The sequence below is a fragment of the Haladaptatus sp. R4 genome, assembly GCF_001625445.1.
Taxonomy (GTDB): Archaea; Halobacteriota; Halobacteria; order Halobacteriales; family Haladaptataceae; genus Haladaptatus.
The window spans coordinates 214,073-235,802 of the sequence record NZ_LWHG01000031.1; the positions used below are offsets into that span (position 1 = coordinate 214,073).

General features: G+C 62.2%; 19 protein-coding genes and 3 pseudogenes. 19 read left to right on the forward strand and 3 right to left on the reverse strand.

The window, feature by feature from the left end; all coding sequences use genetic code 11:
* The first annotated feature begins 69 nt into the window (after window positions 1–69).
* The 13 genes and pseudogenes from A4G99_RS21760 to A4G99_RS29540 all read left to right on the forward strand — a co-directional run bounded on the left by A4G99_RS21760 (window position 70) and on the right by A4G99_RS29540 (window position 13,658).
* Entirely contained in the window at window positions 70–789 is a 720-nt protein-coding gene (locus A4G99_RS21760; RefSeq protein ID WP_066148271.1) for a fumarylacetoacetate hydrolase family protein, read from the forward strand.
* Window positions 790–914: 125 nt separating this feature from the next.
* Window positions 915–2,456: a long-chain-fatty-acid--CoA ligase gene (locus tag A4G99_RS21765; RefSeq protein WP_066148273.1), complete on the forward strand. Its 1,542-nt coding sequence runs from the start codon at window positions 915–917 to the stop codon at window positions 2,454–2,456.
* 315 nt (window positions 2,457–2,771) lie between these two features.
* Window positions 2,772–3,736: pseudogene (locus tag A4G99_RS21770) on the forward strand (substrate-binding domain-containing protein); the annotation flags it as partial.
* 299 nt (window positions 3,737–4,035) lie between these two features.
* Entirely contained in the window at window positions 4,036–4,950 is a 915-nt protein-coding gene (pstC, locus tag A4G99_RS21775; RefSeq protein WP_342764536.1) for a phosphate ABC transporter permease subunit PstC, read from the forward strand.
* Entirely contained in the window at window positions 4,884–5,114 is a 231-nt protein-coding gene (locus A4G99_RS29525; RefSeq protein ID WP_342764537.1) for a hypothetical protein, read from the forward strand. Before pstC ends, A4G99_RS29525 begins: the two co-directional genes overlap by 67 nt.
* On the forward strand, window positions 5,111–6,667 hold the full coding sequence (gene pstA, locus A4G99_RS21780) for a phosphate ABC transporter permease PstA (RefSeq protein ID WP_066148275.1): 1,557 nt from the start codon (window positions 5,111–5,113) through the stop codon (window positions 6,665–6,667). The genes A4G99_RS29525 and pstA overlap by 4 nt, the downstream gene beginning before the upstream one ends.
* Entirely contained in the window at window positions 6,664–7,539 is an 876-nt protein-coding gene (gene pstB, locus A4G99_RS21785) for a phosphate ABC transporter ATP-binding protein PstB (RefSeq protein WP_066148276.1), read from the forward strand. The genes pstA and pstB overlap by 4 nt, the downstream gene beginning before the upstream one ends.
* A complete protein-coding gene (locus A4G99_RS21790; RefSeq protein ID WP_066148277.1) occupies window positions 7,536–8,549 on the forward strand; it encodes an AbrB/MazE/SpoVT family DNA-binding domain-containing protein in 1,014 nt (337 codons plus the stop codon). Before pstB ends, A4G99_RS21790 begins: the two co-directional genes overlap by 4 nt.
* A gap of 74 nt (window positions 8,550–8,623) precedes the next feature.
* Window positions 8,624–9,511: an ABC transporter ATP-binding protein gene (locus tag A4G99_RS21795; protein WP_066148280.1), complete on the forward strand. Its 888-nt coding sequence runs from the start codon at window positions 8,624–8,626 to the stop codon at window positions 9,509–9,511.
* A pseudogene (locus tag A4G99_RS21800) lies at window positions 9,508–11,414 on the forward strand (ABC transporter permease subunit). The gene A4G99_RS21795 and the pseudogene A4G99_RS21800 overlap by 4 nt, the downstream one beginning before the upstream one ends.
* The gene (locus A4G99_RS21805; RefSeq protein ID WP_082837992.1) at window positions 11,407–12,462 is read left to right on the forward strand and encodes an ABC transporter permease; all 1,056 of its coding nucleotides are present in this window, start codon (window positions 11,407–11,409) and stop codon (window positions 12,460–12,462) included. Before A4G99_RS21800 ends, A4G99_RS21805 begins: the two are co-directional and overlap by 8 nt.
* A 219-nt stretch (window positions 12,463–12,681) precedes the next feature.
* A complete protein-coding gene (locus A4G99_RS29535) occupies window positions 12,682–13,161 on the forward strand; it encodes a glycerophosphodiester phosphodiesterase (protein WP_342764540.1) in 480 nt (159 codons plus the stop codon).
* Complete coding sequence (locus tag A4G99_RS29540; RefSeq protein WP_342764541.1) at window positions 13,074–13,658, forward strand: glycerophosphodiester phosphodiesterase; 585 nt, start codon at window positions 13,074–13,076, stop codon at window positions 13,656–13,658. The genes A4G99_RS29535 and A4G99_RS29540 overlap by 88 nt, the downstream gene beginning before the upstream one ends.
* A gap of 87 nt (window positions 13,659–13,745) precedes the next feature.
* Here A4G99_RS29540 and A4G99_RS21815 read toward each other — a convergent pair whose 3' ends face one another.
* Window positions 13,746–14,216: a cupin domain-containing protein gene (locus tag A4G99_RS21815; RefSeq protein ID WP_066148282.1), complete on the reverse strand. Its 471-nt coding sequence runs from the start codon at window positions 14,214–14,216 to the stop codon at window positions 13,746–13,748.
* 148 nt (window positions 14,217–14,364) lie between these two features.
* Between A4G99_RS21815 and A4G99_RS21820 the strand changes: the two genes are divergently transcribed.
* The 6 genes from A4G99_RS21820 to A4G99_RS21840 all read left to right on the forward strand — a co-directional run bounded on the left by A4G99_RS21820 (window position 14,365) and on the right by A4G99_RS21840 (window position 19,799).
* A complete protein-coding gene (locus A4G99_RS21820; RefSeq protein ID WP_066148284.1) occupies window positions 14,365–14,796 on the forward strand; it encodes a universal stress protein in 432 nt (143 codons plus the stop codon).
* A 68-nt stretch (window positions 14,797–14,864) separates the two neighbouring features.
* On the forward strand, window positions 14,865–15,287 hold the full coding sequence (locus tag A4G99_RS27915) for an MgtC/SapB family protein (protein ID WP_223302111.1): 423 nt from the start codon (window positions 14,865–14,867) through the stop codon (window positions 15,285–15,287).
* Window positions 15,272–16,090, forward strand: a complete 819-nt coding sequence (locus A4G99_RS21825; protein ID WP_223302112.1) for a DUF4010 domain-containing protein — start codon at window positions 15,272–15,274, stop codon at window positions 16,088–16,090. The genes A4G99_RS27915 and A4G99_RS21825 overlap by 16 nt, the downstream gene beginning before the upstream one ends.
* Window positions 16,091–16,618: 528 nt before the next feature.
* A complete protein-coding gene (locus tag A4G99_RS26240; protein WP_223302113.1) occupies window positions 16,619–18,505 on the forward strand; it encodes a hypothetical protein in 1,887 nt (628 codons plus the stop codon).
* A 454-nt stretch (window positions 18,506–18,959) separates the two neighbouring features.
* Entirely contained in the window at window positions 18,960–19,301 is a 342-nt protein-coding gene (locus A4G99_RS26245) for a hypothetical protein (protein WP_190303845.1), read from the forward strand.
* Between the two features lie 21 nt (window positions 19,302–19,322).
* Window positions 19,323–19,799 (forward strand): hypothetical protein, encoded by a 477-nt coding sequence (locus A4G99_RS21840; RefSeq protein WP_066148287.1) that lies wholly within the window; start codon window positions 19,323–19,325, stop codon window positions 19,797–19,799.
* Between the two features lies 1 nt (window position 19,800).
* Here the strand turns inward: A4G99_RS21840 and A4G99_RS21845 are convergent, their stop codons facing one another.
* Window positions 19,801–21,012 (reverse strand): polysaccharide deacetylase family protein, encoded by a 1,212-nt coding sequence (locus tag A4G99_RS21845; protein ID WP_066148288.1) that lies wholly within the window; start codon window positions 21,010–21,012, stop codon window positions 19,801–19,803.
* Window positions 21,013–21,251: 239 nt separating this feature from the next.
* A pseudogene (locus A4G99_RS21850) lies at window positions 21,252–21,730 on the reverse strand (ABC transporter ATP-binding protein); the annotation flags it as partial.

Here is a 21,730-nt window from a genome sequence, read left to right on the forward strand (position 1 = left end):
GACAGTCCGTTCGAGACGGATCAGAAGACACCGAAAGGAATAGACGCCTGCCGTGAGTGGGTTCGACGTATGCGTTTGGCACGGATTCGTACCGCGGACGGGGTGTTGACCGGCGAATACGAGGACGGGACGGTGGACGCTGGCACAGAGTCGTACGTCGTCGGTGACGACGCCGAACTGCTCGCTCCCTGCGAACCGTCGGCACTGTACTGCGTCGGGCGGAACTACGCGGCGACGAACGAACAGATGGACTACGACCGGCCCGAACGTCCCGACTGGTTCATCAAGCCGCCCGTCTCGGTTCGTCCACACGGAGCGGAATTACCGTACCCCGACTGGACGAGCGAACTGACCTACGCCGGGGAACTCGCGGCCGTTATCGACGACCGATGCACGGACCTCGATGTCGACGACGTGGACGACGCGGTTCGCGGATACACGATACTCAACGACCTCGACGCACTCGATCAGGACGGCCGAACCGCCCGGAAAGCGTTCGACGGGTCCGGGCCGTTGGGTCCGTGGATCGAGACGGAGTTGGACCCGACGGACGTCGAGATGACGACGCACGTCGGCGGCGAACTTCGGCAGGAGGCGAACACCTCGGAGATGCTGTTTTCCGCGCGCGAAGTCGTCGCGTTCCTCTCGAAACGGTACACGTTCCAACCGGGCGACGTCGTCTCCTTCGGCAGTCCCGCCAACCCCGGTCTCGTTCGTCCCGGCGAGGCGGTCGAAATCCGATACGACGGTATCGGAACGCTCGAAAACAGGATCATCGACGCGGATTGATCGTGGAAACCGGCGTCGGGGTCGTCGTCCATCCACTCTCTTTTCGGTGAGCGATTGTGCGGGGAAGGAACTCTCAAACCACCAGCGTGCGGATATTTATTATTCGTGCGAATGAAACTCGGTATATGCACCCGACCGTGGGAGATACTCTCTCCCTCACTGCCGAGAAGTACCCGGAACGCACCGCACTGGTGTACCCGCGAAAGGACCAGACCTGGAGCTATCGGGAGTTCGACGAGAACGTGAACCGACTCGCCAACGCGCTCTCCGAGCGTGGTGTCGGAAAAGGTGACCGCGTCTCGACGCTCCTGTTCAACACCAGCGAGATGGTGCTCACGATGTACGCCGCCTCGAAACTCGGCGCGGCGTTCAATCCCTTGAACTTCCGCCTGCCTGCCGGAGAAGTGACGTACATCCTGAACGACGCCGAGAGTTCGGTACTCGTGTACGAAGACGCGGTGGCGGACGTGGTAGCGGCGGCCAGGGACGACCTCGAAACGGTCGAGGAGTTCGTCCACGTGGACGATTCGAGTGCGGACACGTATTTCTACGACCTGCTAGCGGACCAATCGACGGTCGCGCCGAGCGTGGACGTGTCACAGGACGACGACTACATCGTCATGTACACCAGCGGGACCACCGGGCGGCCGAAAGGCGTGGTTCACGCCCACCGGGACATGATCGAACACAGCATGTCCGTGCTCGTGGACCAGCAACTGACCCGGGACGACGTCGGCCTCTCGGCGGCACCGCTCTATCACTCGGCGGAACTCCACGTCTTCCTCATCCCACGGATTCACGTGGGAGCGGCGACCGTCATCCAGCACTCCTTCGATCCGGAGTTGGCGCTCTCGATGCTCGCGGAACACGACGTGACGGTTCTGTTCGGTGCGCCGACGATGTGGCTCGCGATGCTCCAGGCGGACCCGGAATCCTACGACCTCTCCGCGCTCCGACTGGGCGGGTACGGTGGTGCGAGCATGGCACCGGCGACCGTCCGCGACATCCACGAACGAATCGGCTGTGACCTCCTCCAGTACTACGGAATGACCGAACTCGGTCCGGCGGTCACGGTGCTCTATCCGGACGAGCAACTGGAGAAGGCGGGAAGCGCCGGAATTCCGATCCTCAATCACGACGTCCGCATCGCCAGACTCGACGAAGACGGGAACGCGCTCGCGCCGGACGAGGAAGCATCGCCCGGAACCGTCGGCGAAATCATCGTGCAGGGTCCGGCGTTGATGCGGGGATATTGGAAGAGTCCCGAGAAAACCGACGCGGCGATCCGTGACGGATGGTACTACTCCGGCGACCTCGGCTACGCCGACGAGGACGGCTACGTCTGGGTCAAAGACCGTGCGGACAACATGATCATCAGCGGTGGGGAGAACATCTATCCGCGAGAGGTCGAAGACACGCTCCTCGAACACGCCGACGTGTTCGAGGCGGCGGTCGTCGGCGTCCCCGACGACGAGTGGGGCGAGAAAGTGGTCGCGTACGTCGCCGCCGAATCGGGGACGACCGCGGAAACGCTCGATTCGTTCCTCCTCCGGAGCGACGACCTCGCGGATTTCAAGCGCCCGCGGGAGTACGCCTTCGTCGACGAACTCCCGAAGACGCCCAGCGGGAAGATTCAGAAGTTCGAACTCCGCGAGGAGGACGTGTAAGGGTGGAGCGAGCCATCACCACGGCCACGGTTCTCCGTTCTTCCCTCTGTTCGAATTCAAAACATTCTCCGACCGACTGTTGTTTTTATCGAAAAAAGAGTTATATCATAATACCTCGTCGGAGTTCGTGACTGCGGTTCGCCGTTCCACCCTGTCAGCCATCTATATAGTAGTATTATCCCGGTATTACTACTATTGGCGGAAATTGTCCGAATAGTGGTACCAATAGCGCTCCGTTCGGGTATGACTCGAACGGTGGTAATATGAACGCCTATTATAAGCGGTTTTTATGTCCCATCGGCCTCCTCCGAGTGAATGACGCGAAAATCCGAACGGGCGAACGGTGGCACGTCACGACGAAACTTCCTCGCGGTAACCGGCGTCGCTGGCGCAGCAGCCCTCGCTGGCTGTAGCGGCAGTAGCGGCGATTCCAAAGATTCGAGCACGAGCTCGGGAGGCGACGGTTCGGACACGTCCAACGACGACTCCGACAAAACGTCGGAACAGAGCGGCGACACGAAGAGCAAGGACCTCCTGACGGCGGGTGGCTCCTCGACGGTGTACCCCATCACGAACGATGCGGCGTCACTGTGGAACTACAACGCACCGGCGGACGACGAGGAGTACTGGCCACACAGCAAGTACAACATCGACACGAAGAAGAACTTCGCCGACTACTGGGCCTCCCAGTACGACGTTCCGACGAACAGCGACAAGGGCCTCCCGTTCCACGTTTCCGTCGGCCTGAGCCACTCGGGCGTCGGCCTGAACAAGGTCAAGGAAGGGAAGACGGACATCGGCGACGCCTCCGCTCCCGTGCAGGCGGAACTCTCGGGACTCGACAGCTACGACAAGTTCAAGAACCACGTCGTCGGCATCGACGCGATGCAGGTCGTCGTCAGCAAGGACATCAAAGACAGCGGCGTCAACCAGATCACGATCGAAGATCTCGCCAAGGTCTACAGAGGGAAAATCACGAACTGGAGCAAACTCGGCGTCCGGACCGCAAAATTCAGGTCGTCGGTCGTGTCGAAGGGTCGGGTACCCGAACCATCTTCCACGAGAACGTCCTCGACGGGAAGAAGGAAGCGGCCGGTGTCCAGGTGCACAAGGGCGAGAACCAGCAAGTCGCCTCCACGGTGGGTGGCTCCAACAACGCCATCGGCTACGTCGGCTACGCGTTCGTCAGCGACAAAACGCCCGCGCTCCACCTCAAAGTCGATAACACGGTGTACTCCCAGAAGAACGGGAACCTCGGTTCGAAGGATTACCCGCTCAACCGTGACCTGCACTGTTACACCTACGAGGGAACGGACAAGTACGAAGCCGCGTTCATCGGCATGATCATCAGCGAGTTCGGACAGAAGGAGTTCGTCAAGCCGCACAACTACATCATGCTCCCGGAGGACCGCCGGAAGGAAGAGAAGCAGAAGCTCAAGCAGTAAGCCTGGCGATAGCATCCGTCAGCAGCCACAGTATCAGTCATCCGGTTCCGTAACCGCGGAACCACCACTTCGGTTTCATGGACCACACAGTCGTTCACGGTGGGTAGCATCGGTGTGAACGACTCATACAAACAATGTCAGTAACACACATCCTCTCTAATCGTACCGACTCGTTCGGGTTGGGACGGTTGGCGCTCGACGAACGGATCGCCGCCGGGGTCGGCCTCTGTTCGGTCGTTGCGTTCGCTATCGTTTTCCTGATAGAGCCTTCCCTCGCCGTCTTTCCCGTCATCAGCTTCCTGCTGGTGACGCTGTACGGCTGGGTTCGAAATCAGGCCGTAACGGCGCGTGCGCTCACCTTCCTCGCCACCGTCTCGACCATCGTCGTCCTCGGACTCATCACCCTGTTCTTGGTGTTCAAATCCACGACGGCGTTTCGAATCATGGGCCTCGACATCGTGACCAAGACGGACGGCACCCTCTGGTCGTCCTCCGACCGCGTCTTCGCACTCGCCCCGATGATCTGGGGGACGTTCGTCACGACCCTCATCGCGACGTGTATCGCCGGACCGCTCGGCATCGCGGGCGCGATCTTCATCGCGGAGATGGCTCCCGGATGGGTCCGGGACATCGTCAAGCCCGGCGTCGAGATGCTCGCCGGAATCCCGTCCATCGTCTACGGGTTCATCGGGTTCAACATCGTCAATTCGGCGATGATGGACTACCTCGGACTCACCACCTTGGGAAGCCTGTTCGCCGTCGGCCTCGTCATCGGCATAATGGCGCTCCCGACGGTGGTTTCGGTCGCCGAGGACGCGATCACCGCAGTCCCCAATGCGATGCCCGACGGCGCGCTCGCGCTCGGCGTCACGGATTGGCAGACCATCAAGAGCGTCATCCTCCCCGCCAGCGTATCGGGGATTTCGGCCGCCGTCATCCTCGGCGTCGGCCGCGCCATCGGCGAGACGATGCCGCGACGGTCATGCTCGGGCACAACGCGATGTTCCCGAAACCGCTGTACAACGTCTTCGGCAACACCGAGACGCTGACGACGCTCATCGTGAGCCAGTACGGAAACGCCATCGCCGACAAGCCGTACCTCAGCGCGCTGTTCGCGGCCGGTGTCGTGCTGTACATCACCGTCCTCGCGTTGAGCATCGCTTCGCTCCTCATCGAGCGTCGCATGGAAAGTAGGCTCGGGGGGTCGCTATGAGCGACGCCTACGAGGGCGACGTACATCGACGTATGGACACCGATTGGTGGCGAACGGTTACCGTCGCCATCGTCGGCATCGCGTTCCTCTCGATGATCTTTGCGGCCGCGAACGTCTTCAGTTGGATAACCGCGACCGACGTGTTCGGTTCGGTCCACCTGTACACGCTGTACGGCATCGCCCTCGTCCTGACGGGGGCCGGGGTGGTGTTCGTCGGCATCGCTTCCGCGACCGACATCGTCGAGACGCGTGCGAGCGACAAGACGGGAGTGCTTCCCGGTACGCTCGCCGCGACCCTCGCGCTCGCCATAATCGGACTGGTCGTCTCCCAGACGCTCGGAATCAGTTCCACCCTCGGATGGGCCGTTCCCGCACAACTCGCGGGCGTGCTCGTCTTCTTCGGCGTCACGTTTGCGCCGGACGACCTCGGTTCCACGCTCCCGTGGGGGCTGTTCGCCGCGTTCGTCGGCGTGCTCCTTCTCACCGGGGTCATCTCGCCGGAGTGGACGTGGAAACTGACGACGTTCGACCTCGGCATAAAAGGGATAATCGCGATACCGAGCCTCGCCTTCGTCGCCAGTTTGTTGACTGCGTGGTCGGCCGCGAAGGCCACCGAAGGGTTCGGCGTGCGGGGCCAACAGACGGGCGCGTACTTCCTCGTCGGAACGAACGCGTTCTTCATGCTCGGACTGCTCGCCATGCTCGTCCTCTTCGTCACCGAGAAGGGAGCGGGGCGGGCGATGAAGGGGTTTCACATCGGACCGGGGCTCTCGATTCACTGGCCGTTCGTGATGAACGGAAGCGGTCTCGGCGTGATGATTCCGGGCGTCAAGCCCGCCATCGTGGGAACGTTCTGGCTGGTCCTCGGTGCCATTCTGGTTTCGGTCCCGCTCGGCGTCGGTGCGGCGGTGTTCCTCACCGAGTACGCCGAACGCGGATCGTTCACTTCCATCGTGGATATCGTGACCAACGGCCTCTGGAGCACGCCGAGCATCGTCTACGGTCTGTTCGGCTACGCGTTCCTCCTGCCGCGTCTCGGCGGCCGACCGAGCGTGCTCGCGGGGCAACTCGTGCTCGGTTTCATGCTCCTGCCGCTCGTCCTCATCACGAGCCGTGAGGCCATCCAATCCGTTCCGGACGCCTACCGGGACGGGAGCGTCGCACTCGGGGTGACGCGGTGGCAGACCATCAGAAGCGTCGTCCTTCCGGCGGCGGTTCCGGGAATCATCACCGGTGTCATCCTCGGCGTCGGCCGAATCGCCGGTGAAACCGCACCGCTCATCCTCGTCACCGCGGGCGGCCTGAACGACCGGGGAATTCACGTGCTCGACAGCTTCAAGTTCTCGACCGCGCCGCCGTTCGTGACGAACGATGCGCTATTGCACTCTTCGAGCGCCCTGCCGTATCAGATATACGCGGTCATCGAGGCTGGCGTCAGCGGTAGTGAGGAGTTCGGGTGGGCGACCGCTTTCCTGCTCCTCGTCGTCATCATCTGCTTCTACGTGGTCGGTATCGCGACGCGACTGTACTTCCAGCGGAAACTGAACCAATGAGCAAGACAATTACGACTCGGGTAGACGGTGAATCGGCGGAGGAAACGAAATCGGAGTGGACGGACTACACGTTCGCGGGCGAAACGGCCATCTCCGTCGAGGACCTCGACGTGTTCTACGACGACGATCAGGCGCTCCAATCGGTTTCGATGGACATTCCGAAACGGAGCGTCACCGCGCTTATCGGCCCGTCCGGATGTGGGAAATCGACCTTCCTCCGGTGTCTCAACCGCATGAACGACAGGATTCGAGCCGCACGCGTCGATGGATCCGTGGAATTCGAAGGGGCGGATATCTACGACGACAACGCGGATATCGTCCAACTCCGACGGAAGGTCGGAATGGTGTTCCAGAGTCCGAACCCGTTCCCGAAATCGATTCGGGACAACATCACCTACGGGCCGCGCAAGCACGGCGACATCGACACCGGCCTGCTCGCGTCGCTGCTCGGCCGCGACGACAAGGACGAGGCGGAGAAACTCGTCGAACGCTCGCTGCAACGGGCCGCCCTCTGGGAGGAGGTGGAAGACAGATTGGACGACAGCGCGCTGGGACTCTCCGGCGGACAACAACAACGGCTCTGCATCGCCCGTTGTCTCGCGGTGGACCCCGAAGTCATCCTGATGGACGAACCGGCGAGCGCGCTCGACCCCATCGCCACCTCGAAGATCGAGGACCTCATCGAGTCGCTGGCCGACGAGTACACGGTCATCGTCGTCACCCACAGCATGCAACAGGCGGCCCGCATCAGCGACCAGACCGCCGTGTTCCTCACCGGCGGCGAACTCGTCGAATACGACAAGACGGACAAGATCTTCGAGAACCCGGCGAGCCAGCGCGTCGAAGACTACGTGACTGGCAAGTTCGGATGACGGTGGAACTGGCGGACAACACGAGGACGGTGCAGGCGACGGGGAGTTCCTCGTACACCATCTCGCTGCCGAAGAAGTGGGCGGACGAGCACGGCATCGACGCCGGGATGGAACTCTCGTTCTACCCGGCACACGGCGGGGAACTCGTCATCAAACCAGACCGGGATTCCTCGGAAAACTCCAGCGAGGCCGAGCGTCCCCGCGTCGATATCACCGAACTCCCACCGACCGACGTTCGACAGGTCGTGACCGCCCTGTACGCCACCGGCAGCGAGGCGTTCGTCCTCGTCTCCGGGAACGGACTCGGTTCGGAACAGCGCCGGGCGGCGTCGAACGCGGCATCGGGAAAGACCGGACTGGAGGTGAGCCGCGAGTCGGAGACGGAACTCTCGCTCAGGATGGTCATCGACACCGCCGCCGTCTCCCTCGAACGGACCGTCCTTCAGCTTCAATACGCCACGCTCTCGATACAGCGAGACGTCGTCGGTGCCCTCGTGGACGGCCATCTCGACGACATCGACCAAATCGACCGGTGGCACGACGACGCGTCACGACGGTTCGAAGTTCTCGACGGCCAGTTCCGGCGTGCGCTCGGCGATATACGGGAACTCGACCGACTCGGACAGTCCCGCCGTGCCACGTTCGACCGATACACGACGGCCCGGGAGTTGCTCCCCGTCGGAGAGGGGTTCCAGCGCGTGGCCGACCTGCTTTACGACCGGAGCGACATCGAGGGGGTCGCTTGGGCCGACGAATTCGACGACTGCGCTCGACGGGCGCGTTCGCTCACGGAGGAAGCGGTCGATGCTGTACTGACGGCCGAACGACCGCCGTACGACACCGTCCGGGCCGCTCGGACGCTCTCCGACGATGTCGCGGAACTCCATCGCCGAGCGGACGAGGAGACCGATAACTCCTACGTCTGGACGCTCGCGCTGGTCGGTCTCGAACGCTCGGCGACGAGCGCGAGCGAGATCGCCGAGCGGGCGGTGCAGGCGTCGCTTCGATGATGTAAATATGATATTTTTCACCAATTTCACCGCACAGGCTCAAGTATCTACAGTGTCTGGAATCGGATATATCGATGATAGACGTGGAAAATTTGCGGAAGGAGTTCGGCGGGTTCACCGCCGTCGAGGGAAGTAGCTTTTCCGTCGCCGATGGGGAGGTGTTCGGCATCATCGGGCCGAACGGGGCGGGGAAGACGACGACCCTGAAGATGCTCGCCGGACTCATCGAACCGACGGCCGGGAGCGCACACGTCGCGGGATACGACGCACAGAATCCCGAGATGCGGGCCCAACTGGGGTTCCTCCCGGAGGAGTCGCCGCTGTACGAGGACATGACGCCGACCTCGTATCTGTCGTTCTTCGCCGACCTCTACGACGTGCCGACCGAAACGGCGACGGAGCGGATTCACGACACCCTCGACCGACTCGATCTGGACCACCGCGACCGGCGCTTGGGCGACATGTCAAAGGGGATGCGACGCAAGGTCGCCATCACCCGCTCGCTGGTCAACGATCCGGACGTGCTGATTTACGACGAACCCGCGAGCGGTCTCGATCCGCTCACGACGAACTACATCATCGAGTTCACCCGCGAACTGAGCGACTCCGGCAAGACCGTCGTGTTCAGCGCGCACAACCTGTTTCACGTCGAGAGCATCTGCGACCGAATCGTCGTGATGAACGACGGTCGCATCGTCGCCGGGGGGAGCGTCGAGGAACTCCGCGCGGAACACGGCCGGACGGAGTATCACGTCTCCACGACCGTCGAGGTGGCCGACGCGGTACGGGAGAACGGAACCTACCGCCGCGTCGTAGAAAGCATGGACGCAGTCGCGGAGACGCGCGAACTCGCCGAGACAGCGGGCGGGTCCGTCGTGGACATCGAGACCCGTTCGCCCAGTTTGGAGGACATCTTCCTCGATTTGGCGACCGACGCGCCTGACGTGGAGGGGCGTCCGTGAAGCGCCGCAAGACGCTCCGCATCGCGCGCTGGGAACTCTCGAAGAACACCGGGAGTTTCGATCGGCGGACGGTCGCCATCGCCGCCGCGGTCCTCCTGCTGGTCGGCGCGCTCACGCCGATGGTCGTGAGTCGAGGGAACACCGTGGACGACGGCATCTATCGCGTCGGCGTCTCGAAGGAAAGCCAGTACTACGGCCCGGTCGCGAGCGATCCGACGTTCGTCGCCGTCGAACCGACGCAGAAGAACTTCGACTCGGGGCGTTTCGACGTGTTCGTCTGTCCCGAACACGTCGTGGGCTGTCCGCGTCACACGGTCGAATGGAAGGATTCGCCCAAGGGAAAGGCGGCGCTCGCCGAACTCCGGTCTGCCGTCCAGCGGTACAACGACCGACGGATGGCCGACGAATCCGACCGCGCGCCGCGTTTCCGGTGAACGTCACGCTCCGGTACGTCGAGCAGAACGCGACGGCTTGGACTGGAACGAGCGGGTCAGGGTCGCGCGTCGGTGCCCGAACGACGACGAAGGCCGGACAGGTCAATCTCGGTGGCGGGAGCGACAGCGGTGGTGCGGGAAGTCGCGGAAGCAGTGGTACGGGAAGTCGCGGGAGCGATGGTTCGGCAAACGACTCCTCGTCGGGTGCCGTGCGAGCGCCGTCCGTCGGGAGCGGGTCGTCGCTATTCGCCGACAGTACGCGGCAGGGAACTCCCTCGGACATTTCGCCGCCGTTCCCGTTCGAGTCGCTGGTGCTCGCGTTCGCGTTCGTCCTGCCGATGAACTTCGTGATTCAGGCCTACGCCAGCAGCATCATCGAGGAGCGAATCAACGACCGCGGCGAACTCCTGCTGGTTTCCCCGGTCTCCCGCGGCGACATCATCGCCGGGAAGACCCTGCCGTACTTCGTCGGCATGGTCGCCATCGCGGCGGCGACGGCGCTTGGTATCGTTCACTTCACGCCGAACGTCGCCGACCGTCCGGTCGCCATCGCAGGAGCGGCCTTGATCTCCGTCGCGTCGGTCGTGCCCATCGCGCTGTTGTTCCTCGCGTGTGCGTTCGTCGCCGCGATGTTCGCTCGGTCGTTCAAGGAACTCACGTTCGTCACGGTGTCGCTCAGCGTGTTCCTCACCGCGTACGCCTTCGTTCCGTCCATCTTCACCGACGTCCACCCCATCGCGGCGATATCGCCGCTCTCGCTGGTCGTTCGCGTGCTCCAAGGCGAATCGGTCGCGTTCGGGCAGTACGCCTTCTCCACCCTTCCGCTGTTTCTCACCGCGGGCGCGCTGTTCGCGCTCGGCGCGGGCGTCTACCGCGAGGAGGACATGTTCACCCAGCGCCCGGTTCTGTTGAAGGCGCTCGATGCGCTCGACGGTCAACTTCGCGGGAAGCGGAGCGTCGCGACGCTCAGCGCGCTCTCGATTCCGTTCGTCTTCGTCGCGGAACTGCTCGCCGTCGCGCTCCTGTTCGCGCTTCCGGTCGCCCTCTCGCTTCCCGTCCTGCTCGTCGTCATCGCGGTCATCGAGGAGGTCGCGAAGAGCGCCCACGTCTACGCCGGGTTCACTCACGAGCGATTCGACCGCTCGCCGGGGACGTACCTCGTCCTCGGTGCACTGAGCGGTTTCGGCTTCTTCGCCGGGGAGAAACTGACCGCCATCGCCCAGTTGGTCGGCCTGCCGAACCTCGAACTCGGACGGGCGGCGTTCGGCGTCACCACCGGCCTCGGCGTGGACGCGTCGCCGCTCGTATTGGCTGGACTGCTGTTCGCGCCGCTGGTGCTCCACACCGTCACCGCGAGCATCACCGCCTACGGTGCCAGCAGGGACCGAACCTGGTACGTCTGGACGCTGGTCGTGGCGACGCTGGTTCACGCCGCGTACAACCTGACGGTGGTGACCACCCTTGGATAACCGTCTCACCGTCGCACGGCGCGAACTGGCCTCGCTTCGGAGCGAGAAGACCATCGTGCTGGCGATTCTGATCCAGTTGCTCATCGCGGCGTTCTCGTCGTTCCTCGCGGTCGGCCTCGTTTCGATGTACGACCCCGGTTCGGTTTCCGACGGGTTCGTCGTCTCGTTCGGCGTGACGGGGAACGCGACGGAGGACGTGAATCACGTCCTCGGGACGGACAGTAGTTGGCAAGCGGTGCAGTATCCCTCCCAGCGGGCCGCGATGGGCGATTTCCGGGACGGGAAGATACAGGCCATCCTCCACGTGGACCGCACCGCGGACGGGAGCGTTCGAGTCGATGCTATCGCTCCGGACGGCAACATCCGGACGACACTGGTCGTAACCCAGATAAAGAAAGTCCTCGGGCAGCTCGAACGCACCGAACGGGACCGACTCAGCTATCGACTCGAACGGTCGCCCGTCGCGCAGGTTCCCGAGTCGGGTGCGAGTCCGTACTTCGGCTTCACCTACACCGTGCTCGTCCCGCTGTTGATGTTCCTGCCGGTGTTCATCAGCGGGTCCATTACGGTCGATACCATCTCCGAGGAGTTCGAACGCGGAACGCTCGAACTCCTCCGCGTGACGCCGCTGACGGACGTCGACATCGTGGACGGGAAACTGCTGGCGATGGGTATGCTCGCGCCGCTACAGGCCGGGGCGTGGCTGCTCCTCCTGTCGTTCAACGGAACGAGCGTGTCCAACCCGCTCGAAATCATTTCCCTCGTCGCGGGTTGTTCGGTCGCCGTGGTCGCGCTTGGCGCGACGCTGGCACTCCGATTCCGCGACAGAAAGCGAGCACAGTTTCTCTTTTCGATGGCACTGCTCGTCGTCTTCAGCGCGACGTACTTCCTCCCGGAAGCGCCCGCGAACTCCGTGGCGAAACTCGCCATCGGCAGTCCGACGCCGCTGACGCACGCCGTGGTCGTCGTCTATCCGCTCTGCTCGCTCGTCGGGTACGCGTTGGTCCGTCGGGCCATCGGCGGGAGTCATCTCCTGACGACTGCGTGAACGCCGTCCGAGCGATTTCAATTTCGGTTCCGATTCCGATTTCGAACTGGGTCCTCGGTTCGAACCCGACCGTGACGAACGACGAATTCACGTCGACCATCGTATCTGTCCGATATCAGTGATTGTTTACAATTGCACATTTATACCAATACATAGAGCATTGAATCAATACCTCTTGCTAATATAAATCTACTCGTAGTTCCGGAAACGAGGCGTCGTATGGTGTCACAACGACTCCAGGCGTTGAATCGGCGGACGTTCGTCGGAACCGGTGCGGCCGTGGCCAGTACGGCCTTCACGGGCGTCGGACTCGCGCGTGAATCGTGCAACGACGACGAGCACGACGACGAATCCGGACGCGGGGACCACGGTGCGGACGAGGACGACGTGACGTACGTCGCCCACCGCGGCTACAAGGGACTCCATCCGGAGAACACCCTCCGCGCGTTCGAGGCCGCCTCCCGGACGGCGGACATGATCGAACTCGACATCATGCCGTGTGCGGGCGGCGAAATCGTCGTCTTCCACGACGAGAAACTGGGGTCGCGCGACGGCGTACCCGCGGACTCACGGACGAACACGGGTACGTCTGGGAGAATTCGTGTGACACGGTGCGGAACGCGAACGTCCTCGGAACCGAGGAAACCATCCCGCTCCTCTCGGAAGCGCTGGAGGCTATCCCGAACCACGTCGGCGTGAACATCGAGTTCAAGAATCCCGGGTCGGCGGCGGCACAATCCTCCACGAACCTCGAAGGCGACGAATTGAAGGCGGGGAAAGAGCGCTGGCGCTCGTTCACCGAGGACGCGCTCGACATCATCGCCGACCACGACAACGAAATCCTCGTCTCGTCGTTCTACGAGGCGGCCATCGCCACGGTTCGCGAGGTGAACCCCGACATGCCCGTCGGCTACCTGCTCTGGGACGACATCGAGCGCGCCCTCGACATCGTCCGCGAGTACGACTGCGAGGCGGTCAACCCGCCGTACAACATGGTCAAGGGGTCGCCGTTCTTCGACGACCCGTACTACCTCGACGACCCGAACTTCGCCGACATCGACCTCGTGCAGGCCGCTCACGACGAGGGCCGCGAGGTCAACGTCTACACCCTCGATACGTGGTATCAGGCCGAGCAACTCGCGGAGGCGGGCGTGGACGGAGTTATCGTCAACTACCCGAACCTGCTCCGAGAGTAGTCGCTACGGAAAGCGAAAGAACGTCTTTTCGAGCGGTTCCCACGGTGCTACTCGCTCGAATCGTGTGAGAAAAGCGCGCTCGTGGGGTTACATCTCGACGGTTGTCCCGCAGTCGGGACATTCGAGAAACATCCCGTCGTCGCCCATCCCGAACGCGAGAACATCGCTCTCACACTCCGGGCAGGGCTGTGCGACGCGCACTTCGGTCGAGTCGCGTGGCGCGCCGAGCGCGAGCGCGACCACGTCGTCGTCGGATTCGTTGCGTCCCTGCTGGTACTCACCGGCCGGGAACCGAATCGCTTCCCCGGCACCAATCTCGGCGATCTCGCTTTCGGCGTCCGGTTCGGGTTTGGTCTCGAACGTCGCGGTTCCCTCCACGATGTAGAATATCTCCTCCTGATCGAGGTGCGTGTGCAGTCCGCCCGAGAAGGCCTCGCCCGGTTCGAGGGCGTAGTGGTTGATGGACATATCCTCCGTCTCCAGCGCGTCCGAGAGTCCGCGACGGTCGGCGTCACCCATACTTCCGGATTCCACGTCGTCGATGTCGATTCTCTGCATACGATTCGATACGGTGCTCGTGGATTATAGGTTTGTTCGTCCTTCCCGTCGCGGTTGTTCGAACGGAACGCGTCCGTCGGGTTCTCTCATCTCCCCTGTGAACGAATCAGACCACAGCACTTTCTCTCTCCCCGCCGTACTCCCCCCGATGTACGACAACATCCTCGTCCCGACCGACGGGAGCGAATCGGCCATGGAAGCGACGGACAACGCCATCGAGTTGGCCACGGCGTTCGACGCGACGATCCACGCTGTGTACGTCGTGGACATCGGCGCGATGTGGGCCGACGCGTACGAGGGCAACGTTCTGCACGACCTCGAATCGCGCGGGAGGAAAGCGGTCGGACGGGTGCGCGAACGGGCGGAAGACGCGGGCGTCGATATCACCGACGAAGTGGTCACGGGCGGGAGCCCCTATCGCGTGATATTGGACTACGTCAACGAGAACGATATCGACTGCATCGTGATGGGAACCCACGGACGGCGCGGCCTCGAACACTACCTGCTCGGAAGCGTCGCCGAGCGCGTCGTGCGGTTGGCCGACGTGCCGGTGATGACCGTCCACGGCTCCGACGAGTAGGGTTTTTCGAGCCGAAATCCGGAAACCGACGCGACGATTGATGGTTATTCCCCGCCTACGTACACGTCATGGCGGTTCCGTTGGTCGTCGCTATCTTCATCGCGCTGGGAATCGGCCTCCTCATCGGCATCGAACGGGAGTGGAGCGACCCCGGAACCCCCTTCGCCGGGAGCAGAACGCTCCCGCTCATCGCCGGATTCGGCGCGCTCGTGCAGGCGTTCTTTCCGGACCTCCTGCCGATTGCGGTCGTCCTCGTCGGTGGGTTGGTCGTCGTCGCCTACGTCCGGGTGGCGACGACGGGCGACATCGGGATGACGACGGCGGTTGCGACGATGTTGACCTTCGTCTACGGCGCGATGGCGACCCACTCGGACACGGGGCTTCGGTTGGCCGTCGTCCTCGGGACGGTGACGATGGCCCTGCTGGCCGAGAAGCGGGCGATCCACGAATTCGCGGACCGCCTCGACGAGGCGAGATGCGCGCGAGCCTGAAGTTCCTCATCGTGGCGCTCGTCGTCTTTCCCCTGTTGCCATCCGAGCGAATCGCGGCGTTGGGTGGACTGGACCTGCGATTCGTCTGGTTGATGGTCGTCTTCGTCAGCGGTATCAGCCTCGCCGGGTACGTGCTGGCGAAACTCGTCGGCAGCGAGGTCGGCTTCGAAGTGACGGGCGCGCTCGGCGGATTGGTCTCGTCCACGGCAACGGCCGTCTCGATGGCCGAGAACGCGCGCCGTGACGACTCGCTCACGGGGCTCTGTGGCATCGCCACGGTCATCGCCTCGCTCGCGATGTTCGTCCGAATCCTGTTGGAGGTCCTCGTCGTCAATCCGGCGCTGTTCGTCCCCGTCGTCGTGCCGATCACCGGGATGACCGTCGTCGGCGTGGTCGTCGCGGCCGTCGAATATCGCGGTATCCGTGGGGACGCTCCGTTGGCCGCGGACATCGAGAACCTGTTTCGACTCTGGCCAGCGCTCCTGTTCGGCGTCTTCTTCGCGCTCGTGCTCGTCGCCTCCGCGGCGCTCAGCGCCGAGTTCGGGGCGGTCGGCGTCTATTCGGTCGCTATCGTCTCCGGACTGGTCGATATCAACGCCATCACGATTTCGTTGAGCAACCTCTCACGGAGCGGTGACATCTCGACGGCGACGGCGACGGGCGGAATCGTCCTCGCGGCGAGCGTCAACACGGCCGTCAAAATCGCCGTCGTGTGGCTGTTCGGAACGCGAGCGCTGGGGAGAACGGTCGTCGTCGTTCTCGGCGTCGTCGCCGCCGTGGGAATCGGGTTCGTCGTGCTGTGAACGGGGCCGAAGTGACCCGGCCAGTTACCGGCCACCGTCCCGCAGAACGGGCGTTACGAATTGGCTTGGCCGAGCGTCCCGCCCTTCCGTATCGGATGCCGAATCACCGCGCTCGTCGGAGACTGGTCGGTAACTGTCGTGAGATATCGATGCGACGCCATCGGCGGTCGGAATCTCTCATTGGACGACTCACGAACCTCAGATTACTTAAATTGTCACAATATGGATAATATAGTTGGGATAATGGTGAGATACGTGCTGGGTTTCTAAAACCTGATTCGTTTGCGAACGAATCGACGTCCAAGGGTACTCTCCAGACCGGTCCGTTCCCTCTACGTACAGCACCGCTTTTTCGCCCCCACTACTCACAGAATCCGAGTTTCACCCCGGACCGAAGACGAGGTTCTAAAATTCGTCCGATATTTCGAAACGTTTCCAATTCTTGTCGGATTTCTCGCTGTCACCGAATTCTTTTATATAATATTCATGAATAACTATAATGTATACCTACCATCTTTATTATTTGTGATGGACGACAAAAATAGCGATCATGGACCGGAAGAGAACTCCGACGACTGTTTCCGTCTGAACCGACGGCGGGCGATTCAACTCGCCGGTCTCGGGGTAGGGAGCATGGCGGTTCCGGGACTCGGTTCGTCATCGGTACGTGCGGCGGACGGGGAGTGTGCCGAAGGACCGTTCGAGCGGACTTACTCCGGGGGGACGGTGAACTTCGGGAAGATAGCCTCCCGTCCACAGCGGAGCGTGAAGACGGAGGACACGGGTGCGGGGTCTCCGGTGAACGGGGCGGAAATCGAGGCGTCACGGGCACACGGATACCACGGACGTCATCGTCACGACCAAGAGGACCGTCACTGGCACCGACACCACGGCGACGAGGACGAACTGTCGATTTCCACCGAGTACGACGGCGTGAACGCCGAAGGGACGTCCGGCGGCGTCCCGTCCGACTCGCAGATAGCGGCCGGATACGGAAAGGTCATCCACGCGCTCAACACGCAGGTCGCCGTGTTCGACAAACGATCCGGACACGAGGAGCAGACCGTCCAGTTGAACGATATCTTCGCGCCAGTTATCGACGAACCGGAAGGAGGCTACGTGTACGGCGAACCGTTCGTCTTCGACCCACGGGCGCGCTACGACCGGCGGGAAAACCGGTTCGTCGTCGCCGCGACACAGTACGAACCCGGCATCACCGAGGACGGGGAAATCATCACTCGGGAAGAACAGGAGGAACGAGCGGGCGGTGAACCGGGCGAAGGCGGGGACGATGGAGAAGACGGTGGCGAAGAGGACGACGAGGCGGAAACCGAAGCGGAAGCGCTGGAACGCCCACCACAGGGATGGTGGTTGGTCGCCGTCTCCCGGAACGCGAACCCGAACGGGAAGTGGAACGTCTACCGGATTCCGCCGATAGACAACGAGGGACTCGTCGATTATCCCACGCTCGGATTGGACAGGGACGCAATCTACCTCGCACAGAACTTCTTCGCCGACGAGGTGTCGGTGACGATGGTCACGCTCGACAAGGAGGCGCTGTACCACGGGCGCGACGTGACGGGGTATCACTTCACCGACTTGGACAACCCGAACGTCGACGGTGACGACTTTACCGTTCAACCGGCGCTCCAGCCGTTCTCTGGGGGCCAATACGGAACGTTCTACCTCATCGACTCCATCTTCCCCGACCCGACGGCGAGCGCGCTCACGCTCTGGGAGTTGACGAGTCCGCTGGAGGACCCGAAACTGGAGTGTCACACCGTCCCGGTCGAACCGTTTTCCTATCCGCCGACGGCCCGACAACCGGACTCGGACAAGCGCATCGACACGCTCGGGACGCGCCAGATGAACCTCGATTACAACGATGGGTCACTGTGGACGGCCCACACCATCGCCTACGACTGGACCGGCGACGGCGAACCGGTCGCCGCCGTCAAGTGGTACGAAGTGGACACGCGTTCGAAGGAAGTCGTCCAGAGCGGCGTGTACGGCGAGGCGGGAACGTCGTACTTCATCCCGACCGTCCAGTCGGACGGCGACTCGACCATCATCACGCACAACGTGAGCGGACCCGACACGTATCCGAGCATGGCGGTCGCAGGCCGGACCGAGGAGTACACCCTGAACAAACTGGAGGACTCCATCGTCGTCGAGGAAGGAAAATCACGGTACGACTACGGCGAGGGAGGGGAGGTTATGCGCTGGGGAGACTACAACGGAATCTCCGTGGACCCGCGTACCGGCACGTACTGGACCGTGAGCCAGTACTCGCCGGACATCGACATCGACCCGGACGCGGAGGAACGTGACCCGTATCACACCCGAATCGCCGAGCTGTCGTTCGACGGCCGTTGGCACCACGGTCGCGGCCACGGTCACCACGGCTGGAAGTAAGATCGACCGCTGACGAAACCGTCGTCAGCCGACCGAACTCATTTCTCAGTCGCCGATTCGTTCGTTTCTTCGGTGTGATCGGTGTCGAAGAAGACGGCGTACAGACACGCCCAAACGTCCGCTCGCTTCGTTTTGTTTTGAACTTTCATCGGTAGTCTCCCGTCTCTCCTTCGAGACGAATTATTTAGGTTGGCCTAAAACACGCGGCGTCATAAATATTTGGGAGCGGTCGGTCGGCAACGTCCCCAGGACGATAACTGGTCGTTCCGGTTGCGAACCGTTCCGAACGAACCCCGAACCGATTCGAAGTACGAAACGGAAGCGAGTTCGCTCTCTCATCCGGGAACCCAATCTGTTTAGGATAAACGCTTAATTCGATATATTACTCCTACATAGTGGGGAAAGAATGGCGGGCGCGACTGGACAAAACGGAATCTGAAGCAAGCAGCGGCGAGTGCCCCCGCCAACACCGGACCGCCGCTACTCGCGGTGGTGTGGCCGTCGAATCGACGTTGGAAGCAAGGTACGTCGTCCCGAGTCGAGCGAGATCGACGTTCGCGGCCACACCAACACTGACCAGAAGGGGATTTCCGGCAGACGGGACGAAATCGTCAGCGTACGGGCGATAAACGACGGTGTCGTGTCACCGTCGAATCGGAAACCGGCCGCTCGTACGCGTTCTACGACCGAACGAGTCGATATCACCAACCCGGGCAGCGGTCGATGGATATCGACGTTCGAGCGGTCACTTTTTTCGACCCGCGAAACCACAAGAGACAGGCCAGTCCACGAGTAACTATCGCGGAACGATACGTCCATGGAACGAAGGGACTCGGATGACCAGTTCGGTTTCGACGAGAACGTCAACTACATGGGACGAGCGCTCAGGGCGCTCGTCCCGCAGCGGGTCGCCCGGCGGAGCATCTCGGTTTCGGTTTCGACGCCGGACGAGAGGTACGAAATCGGTGACGAGATACCCATCACCGTGACGTTCGACAATCGAAGCCCGTTTCCCGTCGTCGTGGAGACCCCACAGCAGCGACTCTGGGGATGGGAAGTGAACGGGGAACTCGAAGCCAGCGACGAAACCTATTACGTTCGAAACCGACCGAACGCCTTCTACTTCCGCGCTCGGGAGAAAAAGCGGGCCAGCGTGACGTGGGACGGGTGGTTCCAACGTGAAAACGAACCCACCCGCCGGGTCGCCGCCGACCCCGGCGAGTACACCGTCGCGGCATACCTCGCCACCGAAAACGAACGACCGAGGGGCGAAACCACCATCACGCTTCGGTAACTCACTCGGCGTCGTTTTGCCGCCACCACAACGCCCCGAGACCCGCACCCACGCAACCAACGGCACCGACCGGGCCGTACCTGTCGAGGAGATTTTCGCCGCCGGACGATTCGGTCGAATCCGCAACCACGGTTCCCGTTCCCGTCGATGTCGCCGTTCCGTTGCCCGTGGCGGTTTCAGTGGTCGTCGTTTCGTTCGTCGTGGTGGTTGTGGTAGTCGTGGTAGTCGCGGTTTCGGGACCGAACCCGGCGTCCGCGAGCGCCTGCCGAAGGGTCACGATTTCGATACCCCGTCGTTTCGCCGCCCGAATCATTCGGCGGATTTTCTCCGGCGTGACCTCTTCGCGCTGGGTATGTGCGCCGAAAACACCGAGCGCGTTCGTCTCCGCGATGGTGTCGAGTTCCCCGCTGATGGTCTCCCAATCGGTGTACTCGATGAAGTAGTCGCGTCGGATTCCGTACGGATCGATCTGCCCGCGAGAGTTGATACCGTCCGAATCGACGGCGTTCGCAACGCCGGTATAGAACTCCTCGGTAAACCGCTCCGCGTAACCGGAGAACTGATCGAAGGGAGCAAGAAGGTTGTCCACCTCGAAACCGTACGATTCGAGCGTCCGTTTCGAGTCGTGAAGGAGATACCGCATCGTTTTCGGCGTCAATCGCTCCCGGGCGGTGTCGGCGTCGAAGGTCGTTCCGACGGGTTCGTCGAGCACCATGTATCGGTCGTCGTCGTCGTTTCGACCCGATCCGACGATTTTCCGTGTGACAGACTTGTTCCCGTCGTAAATCTCGACTTCGTACCCGGGGTGGAAGGGATGGGAGGCGTGAGGTCCCTTCGGGTACGCCCGGGTATCATCCGGTTCGATGTCCGCTGCGAGTGGAAAGGACGTGAGCGACGTGTGATCCCTGGTGTGGGACATGATCTCGAACCCGAACGACTCCATCTCCGACAACTCGTCCGCGGTTGCCGCCCGACTCATGCTCTCCGACCCATCGGTACCCACCCATTTGGAGACGACTCCGATGGAGGCCGGAACGCCCTCCTCTTTGTGCACCGGAAACGCTTTCGTGTAATCGGTTACCGGTCCATCGTCGTAAACGAGAACGATTCGACCCTTAGTAGTCGGCTTCGCGCTGACCGTTCCGGTTACGACCCTACCTGCGATCGCTGTCGCCGTCGCTGACGTGATGAACTCTCGGCGTGACACTGCCATTGGATAATTCTGCGACGACGTTCGTAAGTATAAGTATCCAGCACCTGTTGTGTCTTAGGAAGTCGTTACTTAATCGATGTAGCTACGGTCCGATGATCCCGATCCCCGTGGACGGAACAGTATACGAGATTGACATCGAAATACGGTCGAAATAATATCAGAGATAGCACAGACTAGGTTTGGAACGATGACTCGATAGGAGCGTTGTCAAAAAGTTCGACGGGTCCCTTCGAGGGACGTTACTGTTGAATGTCGTCGATAACGTCGTCTCGGTGCCGATGACACGCTGCCTCGTGGAGCGACGTTCCGTGTTGGGTCGGCACCTCGTAGTCGGGGATTTCTTTCGCACAGACGCTCGTTTCGGCGAACGACTCGTTCAACAGTTCCGTCGCACCGTCCCAATCCCCAGCCACTATTCGGCCGATGGCGTCGTCCACGATGCTCCCCGCCTCACCCTGCGGGGTCGTTCCATCGAAGAAACGGTCCACGAGGTCCGACTCCGTCGTCGGTTCGAACGACCGGCGCTGGACTTCCCGGAGGAACCGACGCGTGTCGTCCCACTCATCGCGCGAGAAGTCGTACTCCTTCGGCGCGATGAGTTTCGGACAGCGGGTCCGGAATCGACAGCCACTCGGCGGGTCGATGGGCGACGGCACGTCGCCCTCCAGCACGCCGCGCGTCTCGGCAACGCGCGGGTCGGGCACGGGAATGGATTCGA

Coding starts and splice junctions, on each gene's coding strand:
- A4G99_RS21760 (WP_066148271.1), top strand. CDS start 70: ATGCGTTTGGCACGGATTCGTACCGCGGACGGGGTGTTGACCGGCGAA.
- A4G99_RS21765 (WP_066148273.1), top strand. CDS start 915: ATGCACCCGACCGTGGGAGATACTCTCTCCCTCACTGCCGAGAAGTAC.
- pstC (WP_342764536.1), top strand. CDS start 4,036: ATGTCAGTAACACACATCCTCTCTAATCGTACCGACTCGTTCGGGTTG.
- A4G99_RS29525 (WP_342764537.1), top strand. CDS start 4,884: ATGCTCGGGCACAACGCGATGTTCCCGAAACCGCTGTACAACGTCTTC.
- pstA (WP_066148275.1), top strand. CDS start 5,111: ATGAGCGACGCCTACGAGGGCGACGTACATCGACGTATGGACACCGAT.
- pstB (WP_066148276.1), top strand. CDS start 6,664: ATGAGCAAGACAATTACGACTCGGGTAGACGGTGAATCGGCGGAGGAA.
- A4G99_RS21790 (WP_066148277.1), top strand. CDS start 7,536: ATGACGGTGGAACTGGCGGACAACACGAGGACGGTGCAGGCGACGGGG.
- A4G99_RS21795 (WP_066148280.1), top strand. CDS start 8,624: ATGATAGACGTGGAAAATTTGCGGAAGGAGTTCGGCGGGTTCACCGCC.
- A4G99_RS29535 (WP_342764540.1), top strand. CDS start 12,682: ATGGTGTCACAACGACTCCAGGCGTTGAATCGGCGGACGTTCGTCGGA.
- A4G99_RS21815 (WP_066148282.1), bottom strand. CDS start 14,216: ATGCAGAGAATCGACATCGACGACGTGGAATCCGGAAGTATGGGTGAC.
- A4G99_RS21820 (WP_066148284.1), top strand. CDS start 14,365: ATGTACGACAACATCCTCGTCCCGACCGACGGGAGCGAATCGGCCATG.
- A4G99_RS27915 (WP_223302111.1), top strand. CDS start 14,865: ATGGCGGTTCCGTTGGTCGTCGCTATCTTCATCGCGCTGGGAATCGGC.
- A4G99_RS21825 (WP_223302112.1), top strand. CDS start 15,272: ATGCGCGCGAGCCTGAAGTTCCTCATCGTGGCGCTCGTCGTCTTTCCC.
- A4G99_RS26240 (WP_223302113.1), top strand. CDS start 16,619: ATGGACGACAAAAATAGCGATCATGGACCGGAAGAGAACTCCGACGAC.
- A4G99_RS21840 (WP_066148287.1), top strand. CDS start 19,323: ATGGAACGAAGGGACTCGGATGACCAGTTCGGTTTCGACGAGAACGTC.
- A4G99_RS21845 (WP_066148288.1), bottom strand. CDS start 21,012: ATGGCAGTGTCACGCCGAGAGTTCATCACGTCAGCGACGGCGACAGCG.